General features: G+C 70.3%; 16 protein-coding genes. 2 read left to right on the forward strand and 14 right to left on the reverse strand.

Annotated features, from left to right (window positions below; genetic code table 11):
* A complete protein-coding gene (locus tag ACZ6X9_RS18445; RefSeq protein WP_469779025.1) occupies positions 1–828 on the forward strand; it encodes an SAM-dependent methyltransferase in 828 nt (275 codons plus the stop codon).
* Between the two features lie 1313 nt (positions 829–2141).
* Here the strand turns inward: ACZ6X9_RS18445 and ACZ6X9_RS18450 are convergent.
* The 5 genes from ACZ6X9_RS18450 to ACZ6X9_RS18470 form a co-directional block, all read right to left on the reverse strand.
* Complete coding sequence (locus ACZ6X9_RS18450; RefSeq protein WP_469779026.1) at positions 2142–2825, reverse strand: transposase; 684 nt, start codon at positions 2823–2825, stop codon at positions 2142–2144.
* Between the two features lie 137 nt (positions 2826–2962).
* Positions 2963–4429 (reverse strand): hypothetical protein, encoded by a 1467-nt coding sequence (locus ACZ6X9_RS18455; RefSeq protein WP_469779027.1) that lies wholly within the window; start codon positions 4427–4429, stop codon positions 2963–2965.
* Complete coding sequence (locus ACZ6X9_RS18460; protein ID WP_469779028.1) at positions 4422–5369, reverse strand: hypothetical protein; 948 nt, start codon at positions 5367–5369, stop codon at positions 4422–4424. Before ACZ6X9_RS18460 ends, ACZ6X9_RS18455 begins: the two co-directional genes overlap by 8 nt.
* 381 nt (positions 5370–5750) lie before the next feature.
* Positions 5751–6290 (reverse strand): hypothetical protein, encoded by a 540-nt coding sequence (locus ACZ6X9_RS18465; RefSeq protein WP_469779029.1) that lies wholly within the window; start codon positions 6288–6290, stop codon positions 5751–5753.
* 436 nt (positions 6291–6726) lie between these two features.
* Positions 6727–7290, reverse strand: coding sequence for a hypothetical protein (locus ACZ6X9_RS18470; protein WP_469779030.1), 564 nt, complete (start codon positions 7288–7290; stop codon positions 6727–6729).
* Between the two features lie 450 nt (positions 7291–7740).
* Here ACZ6X9_RS18470 and ACZ6X9_RS18475 point away from each other — a divergent pair, with 450 nt between their 5' ends.
* Positions 7741–8079, forward strand: a complete 339-nt coding sequence (locus ACZ6X9_RS18475; RefSeq protein WP_469779031.1) for a helix-turn-helix domain-containing protein — start codon at positions 7741–7743, stop codon at positions 8077–8079.
* Positions 8080–8097: 18 nt separating this feature from the next.
* On the opposite strand, the gene ACZ6X9_RS18480 is transcribed toward ACZ6X9_RS18475, so the two are convergent.
* The 9 genes from ACZ6X9_RS18480 to ACZ6X9_RS18520 all read right to left on the reverse strand — a co-directional run bounded on the left by ACZ6X9_RS18480 (position 8098) and on the right by ACZ6X9_RS18520 (position 15993).
* A complete protein-coding gene (locus ACZ6X9_RS18480) occupies positions 8098–8544 on the reverse strand; it encodes a hypothetical protein (RefSeq protein WP_469779032.1) in 447 nt (148 codons plus the stop codon).
* Between the two features lie 137 nt (positions 8545–8681).
* Positions 8682–9170: a hypothetical protein gene (locus ACZ6X9_RS18485; protein ID WP_469779033.1), complete on the reverse strand. Its 489-nt coding sequence runs from the start codon at positions 9168–9170 to the stop codon at positions 8682–8684.
* A 29-nt stretch (positions 9171–9199) separates the two neighbouring features.
* Positions 9200–10702 carry an MFS transporter gene (locus tag ACZ6X9_RS18490; protein WP_469779034.1) on the reverse strand — a complete coding sequence of 501 codons (1503 nt, stop codon included), beginning with the start codon at positions 10700–10702 and terminating at the stop codon, positions 9200–9202.
* A 589-nt stretch (positions 10703–11291) separates the two neighbouring features.
* Positions 11292–11777: a dimerization/docking domain-containing protein gene (locus ACZ6X9_RS18495; RefSeq protein WP_469779035.1), complete on the reverse strand. Its 486-nt coding sequence runs from the start codon at positions 11775–11777 to the stop codon at positions 11292–11294.
* Positions 11774–12475, reverse strand: coding sequence for a hypothetical protein (locus ACZ6X9_RS18500; RefSeq protein ID WP_469779036.1), 702 nt, complete (start codon positions 12473–12475; stop codon positions 11774–11776). Before ACZ6X9_RS18500 ends, ACZ6X9_RS18495 begins: the two co-directional genes overlap by 4 nt.
* A gap of 35 nt (positions 12476–12510) precedes the next feature.
* The gene (locus ACZ6X9_RS18505) at positions 12511–13191 is read right to left on the reverse strand and encodes a glycosyltransferase (protein WP_469779192.1); all 681 of its coding nucleotides are present in this window, start codon (positions 13189–13191) and stop codon (positions 12511–12513) included.
* Between the two features lie 115 nt (positions 13192–13306).
* Positions 13307–13948 (reverse strand): hypothetical protein, encoded by a 642-nt coding sequence (locus ACZ6X9_RS18510; protein ID WP_469779037.1) that lies wholly within the window; start codon positions 13946–13948, stop codon positions 13307–13309.
* 43 nt (positions 13949–13991) lie between these two features.
* Positions 13992–15506, reverse strand: coding sequence for an ATP-binding protein (locus ACZ6X9_RS18515; RefSeq protein ID WP_469779038.1), 1515 nt, complete (start codon positions 15504–15506; stop codon positions 13992–13994).
* Between the two features lie 31 nt (positions 15507–15537).
* On the reverse strand, positions 15538–15993 hold the full coding sequence (locus ACZ6X9_RS18520) for a DUF6238 family protein (RefSeq protein ID WP_469779039.1): 456 nt from the start codon (positions 15991–15993) through the stop codon (positions 15538–15540).
* Between the last annotated feature and the right edge of the window lie 41 nt (positions 15994–16034).

A 16034-nucleotide genomic window follows, 5' to 3' on the forward strand; every position in this document is an offset into this window, starting at 1 on the left:
ATGACACATCCCCGGTTTTCCTCTCAGGCCGCAGACGTGAGCGTCATGTATGACCAGCTCAACGACCTGCTTGTTGCCTCACTCGGCGGCAATATCCATCTCGGATTCTGGGAGGACAACCACGACACCACACCGATCAGTCAGGCCACGGACCGCCTGACGGAACACGTTGCCAGGCAACTGAAACTGATTCCGCATGACCAAGTTCTGGACGTAGGCTGCGGGACCGGAAAGCCGGCCGTCCAGATCGCCTCGACCACAGGCGCGCAGATCACTGGCATCACGATCAGTGAACGTCAGTTGCAGCACGCCCGCAGTCGGACCTATCCCACGGGGAAGCCCGGCCGTGTCCGATTCCAGTTGGCCGACGCCATGGCCCTCCCCTTCGAGGACTCCTCTTTTGACGCCGCCTACGCGATAGAGTCGATCCTGCACATGCACGACAAGGCTTCCGCGCTCAGGCAAATCGCCGGGGTGCTCCGCCCCGGGGGGAAGTTGGTGGTGGCAGACGTATTCCTCAGGGCCACACTGAACCCTCAGGAACGTCGCATCGTGGAACGGGTCTCAGACACCTTTCGGTTCTCCGTGAGCTCCGCCGATATGTGGCACGCACACTTCACGGCGGCGTCCCTGAATGTTGTAGTGTTCAAGGACATTAGTGATAACGTCCGTCGCGCCTACCGGTTCTACGCGGACGCTCTGCGAGAAGCCGCCCAGGTGGCTCCGGCGGCGATCCAACAGCTCACTGGAGCTGCTGACCTCATCGAGCGCTTCGGAGATCTACAGCAGGTTGGCTATGCGATACAGACTGCGCAACGAGGGGTGTAGGTGAGCGTTTGGCCCGGTGATTCGTGTGCGGCCTTGTACTCAGGTGCCATGCCAGTCGCTGATGAAGCCTCGTGAGACGACGGGGCATGAGTGACCGTGAGCTGAATCGTGGCTTCGGATCGGTGCGGATCGGCCGCCTTTGTAGGCACGGGCGAGGCGGTGGTGCATGGTCCGGCTGGTATTCCGTTCGATGGTCTATCGCCAAGGAATGCCCGTGAAGCCCTTGAGTCTTTCCCAACCTGCGGGCTGGGCTGGTCAGTTCGGCTGACAGGCGGGTGAAGCCCCTGATAATGGGTTTTTCGACCAAGAAGAACCCGTGCCCTCGGCAACCTGCGTCGCCCACGCCACTACTGCCGACGCCTCCTGCGCATATTTTACCTCGCAACCCAGGCCGCGGCCTACTGCTGCCCCATTCTCCAAGGCGTTCTACCAGCGCAAACGAGCTGAGGGCGAGAATCACAAGCAGGCTGTCCTCGTCTTGGCCCGACGCCGCCTGAATGTGCTCTGGGCACTCATGTGAGACAACCGAACGTCCGATGCGACACCACCCTCGGCGACCGCCACAGATGCCTGACCCCGTCACCGCCGGTCACCTCACGACTTGCCACCACCATTGGAAATCAGCGTGCCCTCGCCCACCGACAACGCCGGCGACGCTCGTTGACACCAGGTGAGCGCCGCCGGCGATCAGCATTACGGGACAGCTTGGTGGGGATTGGGCAGAGACAATGCTCTGATGACACAGACGCGTGTGTGGAGCTACGAGGGCACGGAGCTGGCGTGGATCCACAGTCACCTCGACAAGTTCCATGATGGGCTCAAAGGCATCGGCTGCACGCCCGAGACGCAATGGCAACGGCATACTCGAGCACAAGACCATGAACGCACCCGCATCACCGTTGCCACCACAGCCGGGGACACGACCCGACGCCCGGCACGCAGCCGGGTGCCCCACGGCAGCCCGTCCTGTGCTGGCACGGATGTCGTCGCGCCGAGTACCTGCGTGCCGCGAGCCGGGCCCGCTCCCGCCGCGCGGCTGAGAGAGCGGCAGGGCGTCGTGCGCATGTCGACTCCGCGTCTGCGCGCACGCGGCTCGCCTCCGAGAAGCGGGGATGTCCGTCGTCGACATTGCGGCATGTTCCGGCGTATCCCACACGCTCGTGCGCAGGCTGCTGCAGCCGCAGGCAGAGCGACGCCCGCCCAGGATCCTTCGGCCGACCGAGGAGGCCCCGCTCGGCGTCACCCTCCCCGCCTCACGGACAGACCCCCGCGGCCTCGCGCGGGTCGCGCCGCAGGTCGTCGGTGGAGAGCTTCTACAAGGCGAGGAGTATCTGCAGGCGGAGCAGATCGAACCCGGCGCCGCCGTACCCGTCCCTCTTGATCCGTCTCGCCCTGTCGACGTTGCCTTCGAACTTGCCCGAGCTCCATTCCAGGGTGAGGTCGGCGGTGACGGCGTCGGCGTCCTGGCGGAGGCCGCGGGCAAGACTCTGCAGCGGCTTCATCTCGGTGGCCTCGGCGCTGGTAATCCAGCTTTCGAAGTTGCTGCCACGGCGCTCGGCCATCATGGCGGCGAAGGAGCGGACGCACGAGGCGACGACGTCCAGTTCGGGACACCGGGACAAGAGCTTCTTGAGCTTCAGCGTGCCGCTCTCGTCCAAGTTGTCCGAGGTGATCAGCCAGGTGGCCGTGCAGACTGCCAGCCTCTTGGGCTTGGCAGGGGCGGGATTGCCGCTGGCCGGGATCTCCTGGAGGTGCCGACGCACGGTTCTTTTTCTGCCGGTGAAGCCGAGCTCGGCGATCTCGGCGTGGAGCCGTGCCGAGTCCGTGCAGCCTTCGTTCCAGTGCCGGTGGAGGTAGGGCGAGTAGGCGTGAACCTGGCCGTAGCGGTGAGACCCATTGCCCAGCCACGCCCCCTCGGGGATGGCCGCGTGCGCGTAGCGGCGTACCGTCTTGCGGTCCAGCCCGACCGCCTCGGAGATCGCCCGGATCGTGCCCACCCCACGGTCCCGCGGTGCGGCGTACACACCAGTCCGAGTGCTGAGCTCTGGCCCAGGTTCCGGGTCTGCCCCCAGCGATGTGGGATGGCCCCCCGGCAGGACAGTCCCGTGCTATCGGGAGTTGACGCCGTGCGCTATTACCGCTTCTCGCGCTGTGCGGCCCGGTGATGTTCGTGGTGGAGGTGGAAGCTGGTGGCATTGTGGGCGAGGGCGAAGCCAAGGATGAAGACTTTCTGCCGGTCGATGCCGTAGGAGATCATGCGGCGATTCCACAGGCTCGCGTCGAGCTGGGCGTGGAGGGACTCAGTGTCGCTGCGGTAGGGGTAGGCCAGTTGGTGGGCGCGGGTGTGCTGGGGGATCTGCTGGAGATGTTCGGCACGGTGGAAGTCGCGCTCGGTGTCGCTGGGGCGGCGTTTGCCGGTTGAGGGGTCGGGGGTGGTGCGGTCGCTGGGGGTGGTGGTGATGCCGACGGGGATGCGGTGTTGGTGGACGGTGTTGCGGCATGCGATGGCCAGCAGGTGGTACCAGCGGCTCTTGCCCCGCCCGCGGCGATGTTCGAGACGGGTGACGGGTACGGGGACGAGGTGGGTGGTGCCGTCGTCGAGGAGGAGGCGCTCGGCGATGCGCCCCTGGTCGCACCACAGCTCGTGCCGGCAGCGCCCGTAGCGCAGGAGCTCGTAGGCGCGGGGGCGTGCGGATCCGTGTTGTTTGTTGATGACGAGCAGGCCCTGGCGGGCGAGGGCGTCGCGGTGGGTGCCGCGGAAGGCGCCGTCGTAGACGACGCCCATGCAGCCCGGCAGCCGGCGCGCAAGCGCTGAGAAGGAGCGCACGGCGATGGCGGCTTCGTCTTCGTAGGCGCCGCCGGGCACGTGGCGGAAGGTGAGGATGACGCGGCGTCCGTAGCCGGTGTCGCGTCCGGAGGCGAAGAACCACTTGCTGCCCCGGGCCACGGTCTTCGCCTCTTCGCCGTTCTCGTAATACAGCCGGGCCGCCGGATCCACACGGCGGGTGCGCACTTCCCCGGTGGTGGTGTCGACGGTGTGGGCTTGTTCGGCTTTGGAGGGGGCTTTGGTGACGGTGGCGTCACCGGCCAGCAGCTGGAAGCGCTCGGGGCGTGACCAGATGCGCGGGGCGTCGGGTGGGAAGAGGCCCTGGGCGAGGGCCTGGCGGTGGGCGTGGGTCTCGAAGGCGTCCTGCAGGGCGTCGACGGCGGGGGCGAGGATGTGCTCCTCGGCGTAGAGGTACTGGGTGCGGGTGGGTGGTTCGGGGCGGAGCAGGGCGGCGGTTCTGCGGCCGGCGTGGCGGCGGACGGCGGCGCGCAGGCTGCTCCACTGGGCGGGGGTCAGGGCGCCGACGGCGGAGCGCTTGGAGCCGGTGACCGGCAGCAGCGTGGCGAGCAGGAGGTAGACCAGGGCGGGGTAGCGGCGGGGGCAGCCGACCGTGCTCGGCGGGACCAGATGCTCGGCGAGCTCGTAGATGATGGGGTAGTTGAGGCAGTCGGTGATGCGCTGCTCGCGCGAGCGCTGTTCGGCGTCGGTCATCTGGCGCTTGCGCCGCGGGCGTACCTCGTCAGGCAGGGGGTCGCCGAAAATGTCGTCAGGCATCGGATGCTTCCTCGCCGGGCTGGTCGGTGGTGCGCCAGGTGTGGCCGATGACGGCGGCGGCGCGGTCGAGGGAGCGCAGGCCCAGCCGCCGGGCCACCTCCTCGATCCGGCCGGTCGCGTCGAAGACCTCGCTGCCGGCCCAGGCGGTGATCGAAGCCGGTTTCACATCCTCCTCACCCCCCAGGCCGATGCGGACCAGCAGGTCGCGCAGGGCGACGCAGGCGCGGGCCTGGAGCTGGGCGTCGCCGGCACGGCGGTCGGAGACCGCCAGCCGGGCTTCCGGCACCCGAGTGGCGCGCACCTGTCGTGCGGCGACGAACTGGGCCCGGCGGGCCATGGTGTTCAGGGCCCAGTCGTCCAGGGGGCACCAGCGGGCGTCGACCTTGGTTGAGCCGTGCATCCACACCCGGCGCCCGTCCAGGTCGAGGTCGCGTACGCGGATATGGCCGATCTCGCCGCTGTGCCCGCCGGCCAGCGCCAGCGCGGCCGCCGCGCCGTGCCGGCTGGGCCTCTCCACGTGCGAGGCGTGGTGGCGTAGGTCGATGACCTCGTCCTCGGACAGGGGCCTCACCTGGCCGGGGCAGCGGGCGGGCAGGACGATGTCGCGGGTGGGATCGGCGTCGCTGAGCTTCAGCTCGCGCAGGGTGCGGTAGCAGGTGCGCAGCACCGAGCGGCGCAGCCGCATCGTGGCCACGGCCGCCTCGGTGACCTTTCCGTGGCGGCTGCGGCCCGGGGCGACGACGAAGTCCCACACCATCTCCTCACCCACGTCGCCTAGGACGGCTGCGCCGCGCAGTTGGGCGTAGCGGATGAAGCGGTGCAGCAGAAGGCTGAATTTCTCCAGGGTCTGCTCGGTGAACTCGCCGCGGGCGGCCATGGACTGCCAGACGTCCACAACACGGTCGCGGGCATGGGGGAGGGAGAGGTCGCGGCCTACCACGATGATCCTTCGCCCAGGCGGCACCAGGACTCGAGCCTCACGCTCCCCCGGCATGCGGTCGGAGCCGGGTGCGACAGGGTGGGACGGCATGATGGTGTACCAAACATGCGACACAAATGACACGGAGGAACTCCCCGGAAACACAGGCCCCCGGCGCAGGAGTGACACACGTCAGCTAGGCGGGGGAAGACTCAAGGAAGCAAGGGTCTGTTACTGCTCAACTCGAGTGCACAGCCCCACAACCGGGCGCGGGGCGCCCCCGACGGCACCCTGGGTGCGGGGGGCGCAGGAGGGGGGCGCGCGGCCCGAGAGAGCCTGTGGCGCCGGGCCGGCGAAGACGCCGCCCGGCATCACTCGGGAGCGGGTCGGACGGTGGGGATGTCAGGGAGCGGCTGAGTCCGGCCGGGGCGGGGTGAGGGAGGCGAAGATCTGCCGGTAGGCGCCCATGACGGCCAGGAATCGGTCGGTGGGCAGAGCCGAGATCGCCTCGACCGGCAGGCCCATCAGCGGATCCACCATGCCCGCCAACCCCGCGGCGACCGACGATGGCGGGCCGCCTTCCGCTCCCGGCCCCCAGGAGGGCAGGGCGATCCTCTTGTCGTCCGTCTGCTCGACGATCAGGGCGTAGCACAGCCACTCGATGAGGAAGAGCCGGCGCTCCACGCGCCGGGCCAGGCCCCGGCACAGCCGGGCGGCAAGCTCCTTGGGCTCCAGCGGGCCGCCCTGCAGGACCTGGACCGCTTTCTGCTGGAACCACTGGCCCTGCCAGTGTTGGTTCAGGAACAGCCGCGCCCGCGCCGAGTCCACCGTGCGTAGCCTCGCCAGCCGCAGCCCTGCCTCGGTCACTCTCCAGTGGCCTTGCCCGTACTCGGCCAGACCTGCCTGGGCGTAGAACGCCGGCGCGCCATTGATCGTCGCCACCGCCAACCCCATCTGCTCCGCGATCTTTGACGCCGGCACCGGCGCGCGCCCGTCACCGCCGAGCGCCGCGATCGTGTCGACCAGCTCGAGCTGACGCCGCGGAGGGAACCGCTCCGTCGGCACCGCCCGGTCTTCGGCCCGCAGGGGCCGCGCCGCGCTCACCGCGGGTCTCCGGCAGCCGGCCGGACACGAGGTGAGACGTCCACAGGCCGCGGGGGCAAAAGAGGATGAAAAGGGTGACTCGTCATCGTGGGGTCCTCAGTCATTCGTCACTACGGGGTACGTAGCGGCCGAGGACCCGACATCAAGGCCGCGCAGTGTCTACGCTGGCCTCGATACGTGGGTCCTCAACTACGTGTCACAGAGGCGCCGGAGAAGACCGTCCAAGTATTCTCCGGCGCTCTCACCTTCCATGTGCGAGGCGTTCAGGGGCTGCTCAGGCGTTCTTCCGCTCGCCCTCCCCCGCATGCGCGAGCCGGTACAGCCCTTCCCGGTCCTTCCCCGCGCTCACCACACGCCCTTCGTTCTTCAGCTTCACCAGCGCGCTGCGCACCCGCCGGTTGTCCGTTCCGGGCCGGCTGTGCTTGAGGCTGTCGTACATCGCGGACAAGTGCGTGACCTCACCCGAGGACAACGCCTGGAGGACGGCGTCCTCGACGGTGGGACGCCCGTGACCGGCCGCCGCGTCTTGGGCATGGGTGGGAGGCGGCTTGCGGGCCGCCGTGTCTTCTTCCGGCGGTTCTTCCGGCTCCGCCCGGGAATCCTGAGCCGGCGGCTCTGCTGCGAGATGCCCCAGGAGTTGTCGAAGCTCCTCAAGCGTCTGCAGAGCGAGCTCGGTCCGCGCCCGCGCGACGCGCGCATCCTGGCGCCTGGCATGCAGGACGCGCGCCGCTTCGGCCTCGGCTCGGTCGGCGGCCTCCTGCTTGGCGGCTTCGCCGTCCGCGATCTGCTGCAGACGGCACACCAGCGGATGGCTTGCTCCATCCACCGTCACCGCCATGGCATGCCTCCTCGACTGCACGTCCGACCACTTCGACGGCACCCTAGCGACCCGTACCACCGCTACGGCGCTCAAAGGCCAGAACTCCATGAAGGCGAGTGATCCTGACGATGCATCAGATTGACGCCGCGATGCTTCGGCGAGAATCGCCATCGCCTGGGCAACAACAACCGCGTGCAGCAATCGTCCATGAAGTGAGACCAGGTAGGTGCTTGGCCATGTACATCGGGCGACGCTCCCGGCCCCGGCCGCGCGTGCGGTGAGGCACTGGGTACGTCATGTGTGAGAGGCGGCAAGCATCAGCGCAGGGCCGAGCACCGCCACCCTTCTGTCAGCCTCCGTCCGCTACAGCATCGCCCGGGCTCACACTCATCTCAGGCCGGCAGCTCCTCGGAGGCTTGGCAGGACAACGCACGACGCGGCCGCTCGCCCGCGTGGCACCATCGGCCCATGCCCAGGAGCAACAACGACAAAAGCCCCCGCCGCTACCTCCTCAGCGGGCACTGGCCCCAGGCCGTCCTCGTCCCCGACGCCCCGCTCAGCGCCCACTGCGGCCTGCTCCTGGCACGCGACCTGCAACAGCTCATGCAGGCCCGCGGCCTGAGCCTGCGCACCCTCTCCGCGGCCGCCGGCATCGCCCACTCCACCATCGCCCGCGTCCTGACCGGCGAAGTCCTTCCTGACATCGGCACCCTTACCCGCCTCGAAGACGCCCTCCACCATCAACTGTGGCCCGGCCCCGACGCCGTCCGCGCCGCAGCCCGCACCGCCGAACAAGACCCCGCCTGAAGGCCGGGTTCGGTGCGCTTACGCGTCCAAGGTGATCACACCGTCCGGAATCCACCCCTCGACGTAGCCCTCCATCAGCAGGCCAAGCTCGGCGGGATACGTCCGCACGCGCCCCGAACCCAAGCCGGCCACCGGCCACCAGCGCGCCGAACCGCCGAAGATGTCCGCTGCCACCGGCCCGGCCAGCTTCACGATGAACACCTCCGCCTCGCCCACGCCGCCGGCCGACCAAGGACCCGCTGCACGGATGCGACCCTTCACCGGCCCCCATCGCGCGTCGGGCACTCCCGACTCCTCCTGCCAGCGCCGCACAAGACCATCGAGAGAGTCCTCCGACCGAGCCGGCAGCCGCACAGGCCACCACGCCTCGTCGCCCTGCGGGCGGTGCAACACCACACTCCTGCTGTCCCAGGACAACGGGACGGCCAAGGCCATGCGCTGAAAGCTGGAGAAGACCAGAGCCATGTGCGATAGCTCCCCCGCAAGCCAACCTCAGGTAGCCGCTGCCACGCCCATCACGGCGAACCGTTGAGAAGCCGCGCACACATTCAAGGGCGCCCGCAGAAGCCATCGGCCGTGCACTCTGATCTGCGGAAAGACGCTCAACGTTCCCGAAACCCGGGCCCCGCGTTCCGAACGCTCGGAGCAACCACGCCCCGACCTGCGGCGAAGGAGTTCTCTACAAGCCCCCACCCGGCCCGCGTGACGGCGCGGACCTTCTCCTCCAGCTCCGCCCAGTCCGCCTCGTCCCACGTCCCTTCGGTGACCAGGGCGGTGTAGGCGGCGGTCACCAGGTGGTGGCGGGAGCGCTCACCCCAGTCCAGGGCTCGCTCCGGGCCTTCGAGCGGCGGCATCTGGAACTGCTGCGCCCACGCGGTGGCGGCCTGCTGTTCCTCGGCGCGCTTGGTGGCGAGCCATTCCTCCTTGCCGGCACCACTGCCGTCGCGGGCGGCCTTCCAGCAGTCGGTGCAGTCCTTGCCGGCCAACCAGCGGGCGAAGCCGGCGCGCTTGTCCGCCGGACGGTTCGACAGGTCGTGCTCCACGCTGTGACCGCAACTGTGGGCAATGGTCCAGGTCGTACGGACAGCCATCGGTAATTCTCCTTGAACGGAACGAGGGGTTAGGGGTGGGCGGCATGGGCCGGAACCCGGCGGTGCCGGCCTCGTTGTCGGATCGCGCTGGCAGGGGCGATCCGACGGTGCGCGGCGACGAGCACGCTGAGGCACGCGAGGGCGCCTGCCGCCGGGAGCGCCGAGCCGGTGAATGGGTCGGCGGCCGTGACGCCGGCCAGGGCGGTCCCGGCGGCCTGCCCGACGCCGACCGAGGCGATCAGCCACGCGTACGCCTCGGTCGTGGTGCCGGCCGGGGCGAGCCGGTCCACGGTCAGGAAGGCGCTGGTGATCAACGCGGTGAGGAACAGGCCCGGCAGTGCGGTCAGAACGGTCGCCGTGACCGGCCCCGGCCCGGTCACCAGGGGCAGCCACCCGGCCGTGAACGCTGCGGCAGCGATGGTGAGTTGTGCGGTGACCGTCCCCGGCCAGTTCCGCCGCCCGTAGAGAAGTCCGCCGACCAGACTCCCGGTGGACAGGGCCGCGGGGATCAGCCCGGACAGCAGGCTCATCTCGTACCGGTCGGCCATCGCCACGGCCCACACGTTCATGGCGCCCAGCGCGAAGCCGACGCCGGTCAGCGCGATGAAGAGCAGGAGCAGACCGCGGTGCCGCAACGGCCCGAACCCGCCCGCCCCGGTAGCGGGCGCCGGTGTCGGCGTCCAGGCCCGGGACGGCGGAGCGGTCACCACGGCGACCGCACCGACCAGCCCGAGGACGGCGCTCGCGGCCATCGCGGTTCCCGGGCCGGTGGCAGCGACGAGGACGACCATGAGCGGGGGCCCGGCGACGAAGATCAGCCCTTGCGTGCCGGTGTCCAAGGCCAGGGCGGCACGCCGGCGTTCCGGATCGGGCAGCACCTGCGGCCACAGCGCCCGCAGACCGGCCTCCAACGGCGGGGTACTCAATCCGGCGACCGCGACAAGAGCCGCTGCGACGCCCGGCAGCGCCGCCGCGTCGACCATCGGCAGCAGCATGAGGCACGCGGTGGTGACGATCGCTGCTGTCGACGTGACCGGGGTCTGGCCGCGCCGGTCGACCATCCGGCCCAGAAGCGGCTGGCCGACGGCGGAGGCCAGACCGTACAGGGCGCACAGTGCGCCGCCCAGCGACAGGGCACCGCCCTGGTCGGTGACCAGCAGGAGGATGGCGACCGGAGCCATGCTGGTGGGCAGCCGCCCGATCAGGGTGCCCAGCAGGAGGCGGGCGACGTGCGGGTGGGCCAGCACCGGGCGAGAGCCGGATGATGCCGTCGGGAGGTCGGTCACGAGGTGCTTTCCGTGGTTGCGGGTGGCCCGGGAATCGTGCGTGGTGGAGGTCGAGGCGTGGTCTCGACGGACGGCCCCGGAAGAGCCGTCGGGTGGGTCGGCGGCGGGGGCGCCTGTGGTGGCCGGGGACGACGGCTGGGCCTTTACCGCCGTCTGGGTCGGGCGCACGGCTCGTGTCAGCGCGTCGCCGGCGGCCGGGCGCAGGCCGGGGTCGAGGTCGAGGATGTACCGGGCGGCGGTGAGCATGTCCGCCGCCCAGGGCTCGAACCTGGCCGCGTCAGGACGGCGGAGGTGAACCCATCCACGACGCCGTTGATTCCCATCGCGCCGCCAGGTCCCCGGGAGATGCGCATCCGACCGCGGTTCGTGCTCACCTGCTCCGCCCGGGGTGGGCTGACTGCGGTGCGTCGGCGGTCGTAGGCCGGGGCGGGGCTGGCCGGACACCGGGTGAGGTGCCAAGGGCCACAGACTGCTGGGGCGAACGCGTGGCGGCGGCCTGCGCGATCCGGTTGCGGCGTTCCGCCAGACCATGGTGTCCGGGGCTTTGCTGCGGGCCAGGGGTCAAGGCCGGGTCGAGGAGGTAGTCGGCTTGGACGCTGTAGCCGTGCCGGCGCAGGTCGCGGACGGCCTGGCGGGTTCGCCGGCGCCCGTCGCGGTCCGGATCAGTCAGCCGGTACAGGCCGGCGTTGCCGGAGACGGGTTCGAACTGCTCCCGGGTCAGGAACCAATCGGCCAGGTGAACAGGCAGGTTGGCGGTGGCAGCGGCGACGAAGCCGTGGTCGGGGTGAGTGCCGAAATGGAAGTGCTCGGACAGAGGGAACCTTCCTGCGCGAGGTCAACGCCGAGCGGGCGTCGAGCTGGGCGGTGCCGGCAGAGCAGGCGGGAGCGCGGTGCCACCAGGGCCCGGGCCGGACAGCGCGCTGGAAGAGGCGGGCATGGCGGCCCGCGCGCGACGCAGGAAGGCGTCGCCGTCGGCGAGCCATGTATCGATCACCGGCCGCATCCGGGCGTCCCGTTCGGCCTTGGCCTGGAGGAAGGAGTCGACGGGCAGCACTCCGGGCGAGGCCCGTAGCCCCCCGTGCGTGCTCCAGTCAGCGAGGACCTCCTGGCCGCGGACCAGGGCGCCCGCGAGACGGTCGAGCGCGGCAGCGTCCTGCGGCTCGACGGGATCAGCAGGACGGCAACGCTCCAGCACGGTCAGGGCATGATGCAGAACGTCGCGGATCGCATACCAGGAAAGGTTGGCGAACTCCTCTTCGGCACCGGGCGGTACGCCGGCTATCAGACGGCTTCCGTCGCTGTAGCGGCCCGACTCCTTCATCGTCTCCCATGCCTGGCTTTCCTCCCGGATGCGATCCAGGGTGGAGGAGATGACGGCGACACGCCGGGTGTGCACCGCCCGGTGGTAGGCCGGCAGAAACCGGTCGCTGATCGCCTGAGCGGCAAGCTGCCCCGCGCCGGGTACCACGATGCTGCTCGGCGCGTGTGGTTCCTCGTAGTTGTCTCGAAGCCCTCCGGAGCGAACGCACCGACAAGGTAGTCCCGGCGGTGGCCGGGCCGCTCGACGAGGAGCAGCTCGGTGCCGGCACCGTCGGTGAGCACCGCGGCGCAGGGGATCCTCGCCTTCTGGACGGCCTGGGAGAGTTCCCCGGCGTCCCACAACAACGGTACGAGGTCTTCCTGCCAGAGGGGGTGGCTGTAGACGTCCACCGTCGCGCTCCACCGACCGGGCAGATGCGCTGCGATGCCCTCGGCGACGTCACCGATGAAGGACCGGCCGCTGATCTTCACGATGCTCTGGTGACGGTCAGCGGTCCGCAGAAGCTCGACCACCGTGGCCTGAGCAGCCTGCGGATCCTCGACGGCCAAGGCGTACGTACCCTCCTGGCGCCGCCGGAAGCCGGTGGCTTCCAAAGCGGTCTGCGCCCAGGGGTACTTCTCGCCGGTGGCGACGGCGACGATGCCGGCGCTCCGGCTGAAGGAAAGGGTGATCTGCGCGGGGGCGTTCGTGGAAGTCATCGGGCTCTCGATCGTGACGGAGTGGCTGCTGTGCCCTATGCCGCGGCGGCACAGGACATGGCGAGGGCGGTGCGAAGGCTGCGTCCGAAGGCCCAGGCGTGCCGCCGTGCCGCTGTCTCCAGATCGTCGTAGCCGCCTTGCTGGGTCATCTGACCTGTGTGTTTGCGGTACCGGTAGACCGGCAGGGGGAGCAGGATGCCGGGGGCAAGGGTGGTGACGCCGAGGGCCGCGACGTAGTCCTCGCCTTGGACGAGTCCGCCCATGGGTGCCGCGCGCATCAGTTCGCTGCGGGCCAGGATCGTCGTCGGACCGATGGGGATGGTGTCCTTCGGGTCCTTCCAGTACGTCCAGACGTCACCGGCGCCGTGTCGTCCAGGCGGTGTGGGGCACTCCCACAGGGTGGTCGTCCCGTCCGGGTGGAGGTCTTCGCTGTATCCGGCGACCCAGCCGACCTCGTCCGTCTTCAGGACCTGCAGCCGGGCGGCCATGGCGGTGTCGTGGAACTCATCGTCGTCGTCGGCCCAGTTGCAGAACTCGGTGCGTACTTCGTTCAAGGCGAGGTTGCGGGCGCACGCGGCTCCGACGGGGCGCGGCAGTGCCAGGGTGCGCACCCGCGGGTCGTGGGCGAGCGGGGCGGGCAGCCGGGTGGGGTCGGCGCCGTCGATCGCGATCACGGCTTCCCAGGGGACGGACTGCCGGGTGAGGCTGGCGTGCATGGCGGCCAGGTACTCCAGCCGGTCTTCTCGTAGCTGGGTGGCGATGACGACAGTGATCTCGGGGCGGTCGGACACGGGGCGGAGATTCTCCAGGTGGTGGGGGCGGGAGTGGGGCTCAGCGGCGTGCGGAGTTCCGGACGACGCTCATGGTGGGCGCCTTGGCGGGGGCCGGTGGCTGGGCGGCGCGCGGGGGTGCGGTGGCCGGTACCGGGCGACCGGGCGTCCACAGGACGTAGCTGTCGCTGAAGCGGGCGCGGGGGTCGGTCTTCCAGTCCACGACCGGTCCGTGGTCCTCGTACTGGTTGACGACCTCGATGCCGTGGGGGCGGAGGACGTATCCCCAGTCGAGTCCGGAGGCGGAGGCTTCGGTGACAGCCATGCGCTGCGGCGGTGATCCGTCGGAGGTGATGAGGTTGTCGAGCTGACTGCTGGGGTTGCTCTCGCCCCCGGTCAGGGCCTGGCGCAGGGGTTCGGGGGCGCCGTCGAGGAGGTCGGTGCCCAGCTCGGACCATCCGACGGGGACGTTGTCGATGAGGTGCTGGGACATGACCTCCAGGTCGCCGGCGAAGCGGTGCTGGTAGGCGGTGAGGAGGAGGGGGAGGTGGTGGCTGGGGTAGCCGTCCCAGTGGACGTAGATGCCGGTGAACCCGGTGGTGGTGGGGCGGGCGAGGAAAGAGCGCGTGGCCAGGGGAACCTCGTGGAGAAGTCGGGTGCGGGGCGCGGCACGGTGAGTGACGGTGGCTCGGTGGCATGTCACTGTGCATCACCAAGTGGCGCGTACCTAAGGGGAGGTCGGTGAGTCAGTGCATGCGGGCGTCGGTGTCGAAGAGTCGGCCTTCGTGCGGGTGGAGGAGGTGTTGGACGATGAAGGATCGTCCGGCGACCTTCCATAGGCCGCGGCCCCGGTTGAGGTGGGCGATGGCTTCGGTCTCGACGGAGGTGAGGCCGAGGAGGGCTGCTGCGGCGTGGAGTTGGTCGGTTTCCTGCCGGTAGACGATGCGGGTGGAGCAGTCGGCGAGCAGGCCCTCGGCGAGGGCGCGGCCGCGGGATCCGGCGTCGCCGGCGGTGAGCAGGTCGGACAGGCGGTGGATGACCATGAGGTTGGCGATGCCCAGGCCGCGGGAGAGTTTCCACTGGGACTGCATGCGCTGCAGGAGGCCGGGGTGGCGCATCAGGCGCCAGGCTTCGTCGTAGACGATCCATCGCCGGCCGCCGCGGGGGTCGGTGAGGGCGGATTCCATCCAGGCCGAGGCGCAGGTCATGGCGAGGACGAGGGCGGTGTCGTCGCCTGAGCCGCCGAGGCGGGAGAGGTCGATGGTCAGCATCGGCGAGTTCGGGTCGAACCGCACGGTGGAGGGTGCGTCGAACATGCCGGCGAGGTCGCCGTGGACCATGCGACGCAGGGCGTGGGCGAGGTCGCGGGCGGCGTCGCCGAGGTGGCCGGACATGCTGCCGCCGGCGGTGTCGAGGGCGGCGGGGTTGTTGAGGGTGGCGGCGATGTCGCCGAGCAGCGGCGTGCGGCCGGTGGTGGTTGCGTGGGTGACGACGGCGTCGAGGGCGACGTCGAGCGCGGTGTGTTCCATCGGCATCAGGTCCCGTCCGAGGACGGTACGGGCCAGGGAACCGAGGAGCAGCAGGCGGCGCTTGCGGATCTCGCCCGCCCAGTCGGCCTCGGAGACGCTGTTCGGTCGGGGGGCGGCGTCCAGGGGGTTGAGCTTGCCCGGCAGTCCCGGGCCGAGGGCGATCGAGGTGCCGCCGAGGGCGTTCGCCACCGGAGTCCACTCGCCCTTGGGATCGCAGGGGACGTAGACGCGGTAGCCGAAGGCGACGCTGCGCAGGGCGAAAGACTTCGCCAGGGCGGACTTGCCTTGTCCGATGACGCCGGCGAGCAGGACGTTGGGGTTGGTGAAGCCCTCGATCTTGCCGTAGAGGGCGAACGGGTCGAAGCAGAAGCTGGCCTCGGCGTGGACGTCGCGGCCGATGTAGATGCCCTCGGCGCCGAGTCCGCCTTCGGCGAGGAAGGGGTACGCGCCGGAGGCGGTGGCGGTGGTCATGCGGTGGGCGGGCAGCCTGAGCTTGTTGCCCCGGGCCGAAGCCGGGCCTGGGCGTCCGCGGAGCGGGTAGAGGGGAGCGGGTGCTTCCTGCTCGGTCGGCTCCTGCCCGTTCGGGTGGGCGGTGGCTTCGGCGCGGGCCTTGGCGGCGGCCTCGGCGAGTTGGCGGCGGGCGGCCTTGCGGGCGGCGCGGTCGGTGCCGTGCGGGGTGAACAGCGGGGAGGCCGAGGCGCGACGGGCGCGGCGGGCGGGCCGGTGGGTCACTGGTGGTGCTCGATTCGGCGGTGCCCGCTCATCAGGCGCCCGGGGTGGCGGAGCCGTGGAGCGGGGTGTTGAGGTCGGTGGGGGTGGTCCTGCGGCGGATGGCGTGGCCGGCGGCGAGGTGGCGCTGGCAGATGGTCAGCACCGGCGGTCCGTCCGGCAGCCGTTCGGGTCGGCACTCGGTGCCCGCGCCGCTGTCGGGTGCCGGGGGCAGCAGGTGGAAGGCGTCGTGCACCGCGGCGGTGGCCTGCCACAGCCGGGCATGGGCTGTGGCGAGGTGCCGTCCGGCGGCCGGGTGCGGGGGCCGGGTGGCCTCGGCGAGGTGGTCGAGCAACTGGTGCAGCGCGGTGAGGTGCGCGTGCAGCACGTCGAGCTGGACGCGGTCGGCCGGCCCTGGCGCCGCCGCGTCGAGTGAGCGGGCGTGGTGGCGGATGCCGGCGGTGGCGGCCCGCAGGTAGGAGTGCGCGTCGGCGGGGGAGAGGGAGGTCAAGAGAGCAGAATCCTTCCTGCCGGGGTGAGGGCAGGCGCGGG

The organism is Streptomyces sp. NPDC052910, assembly GCF_055585605.1.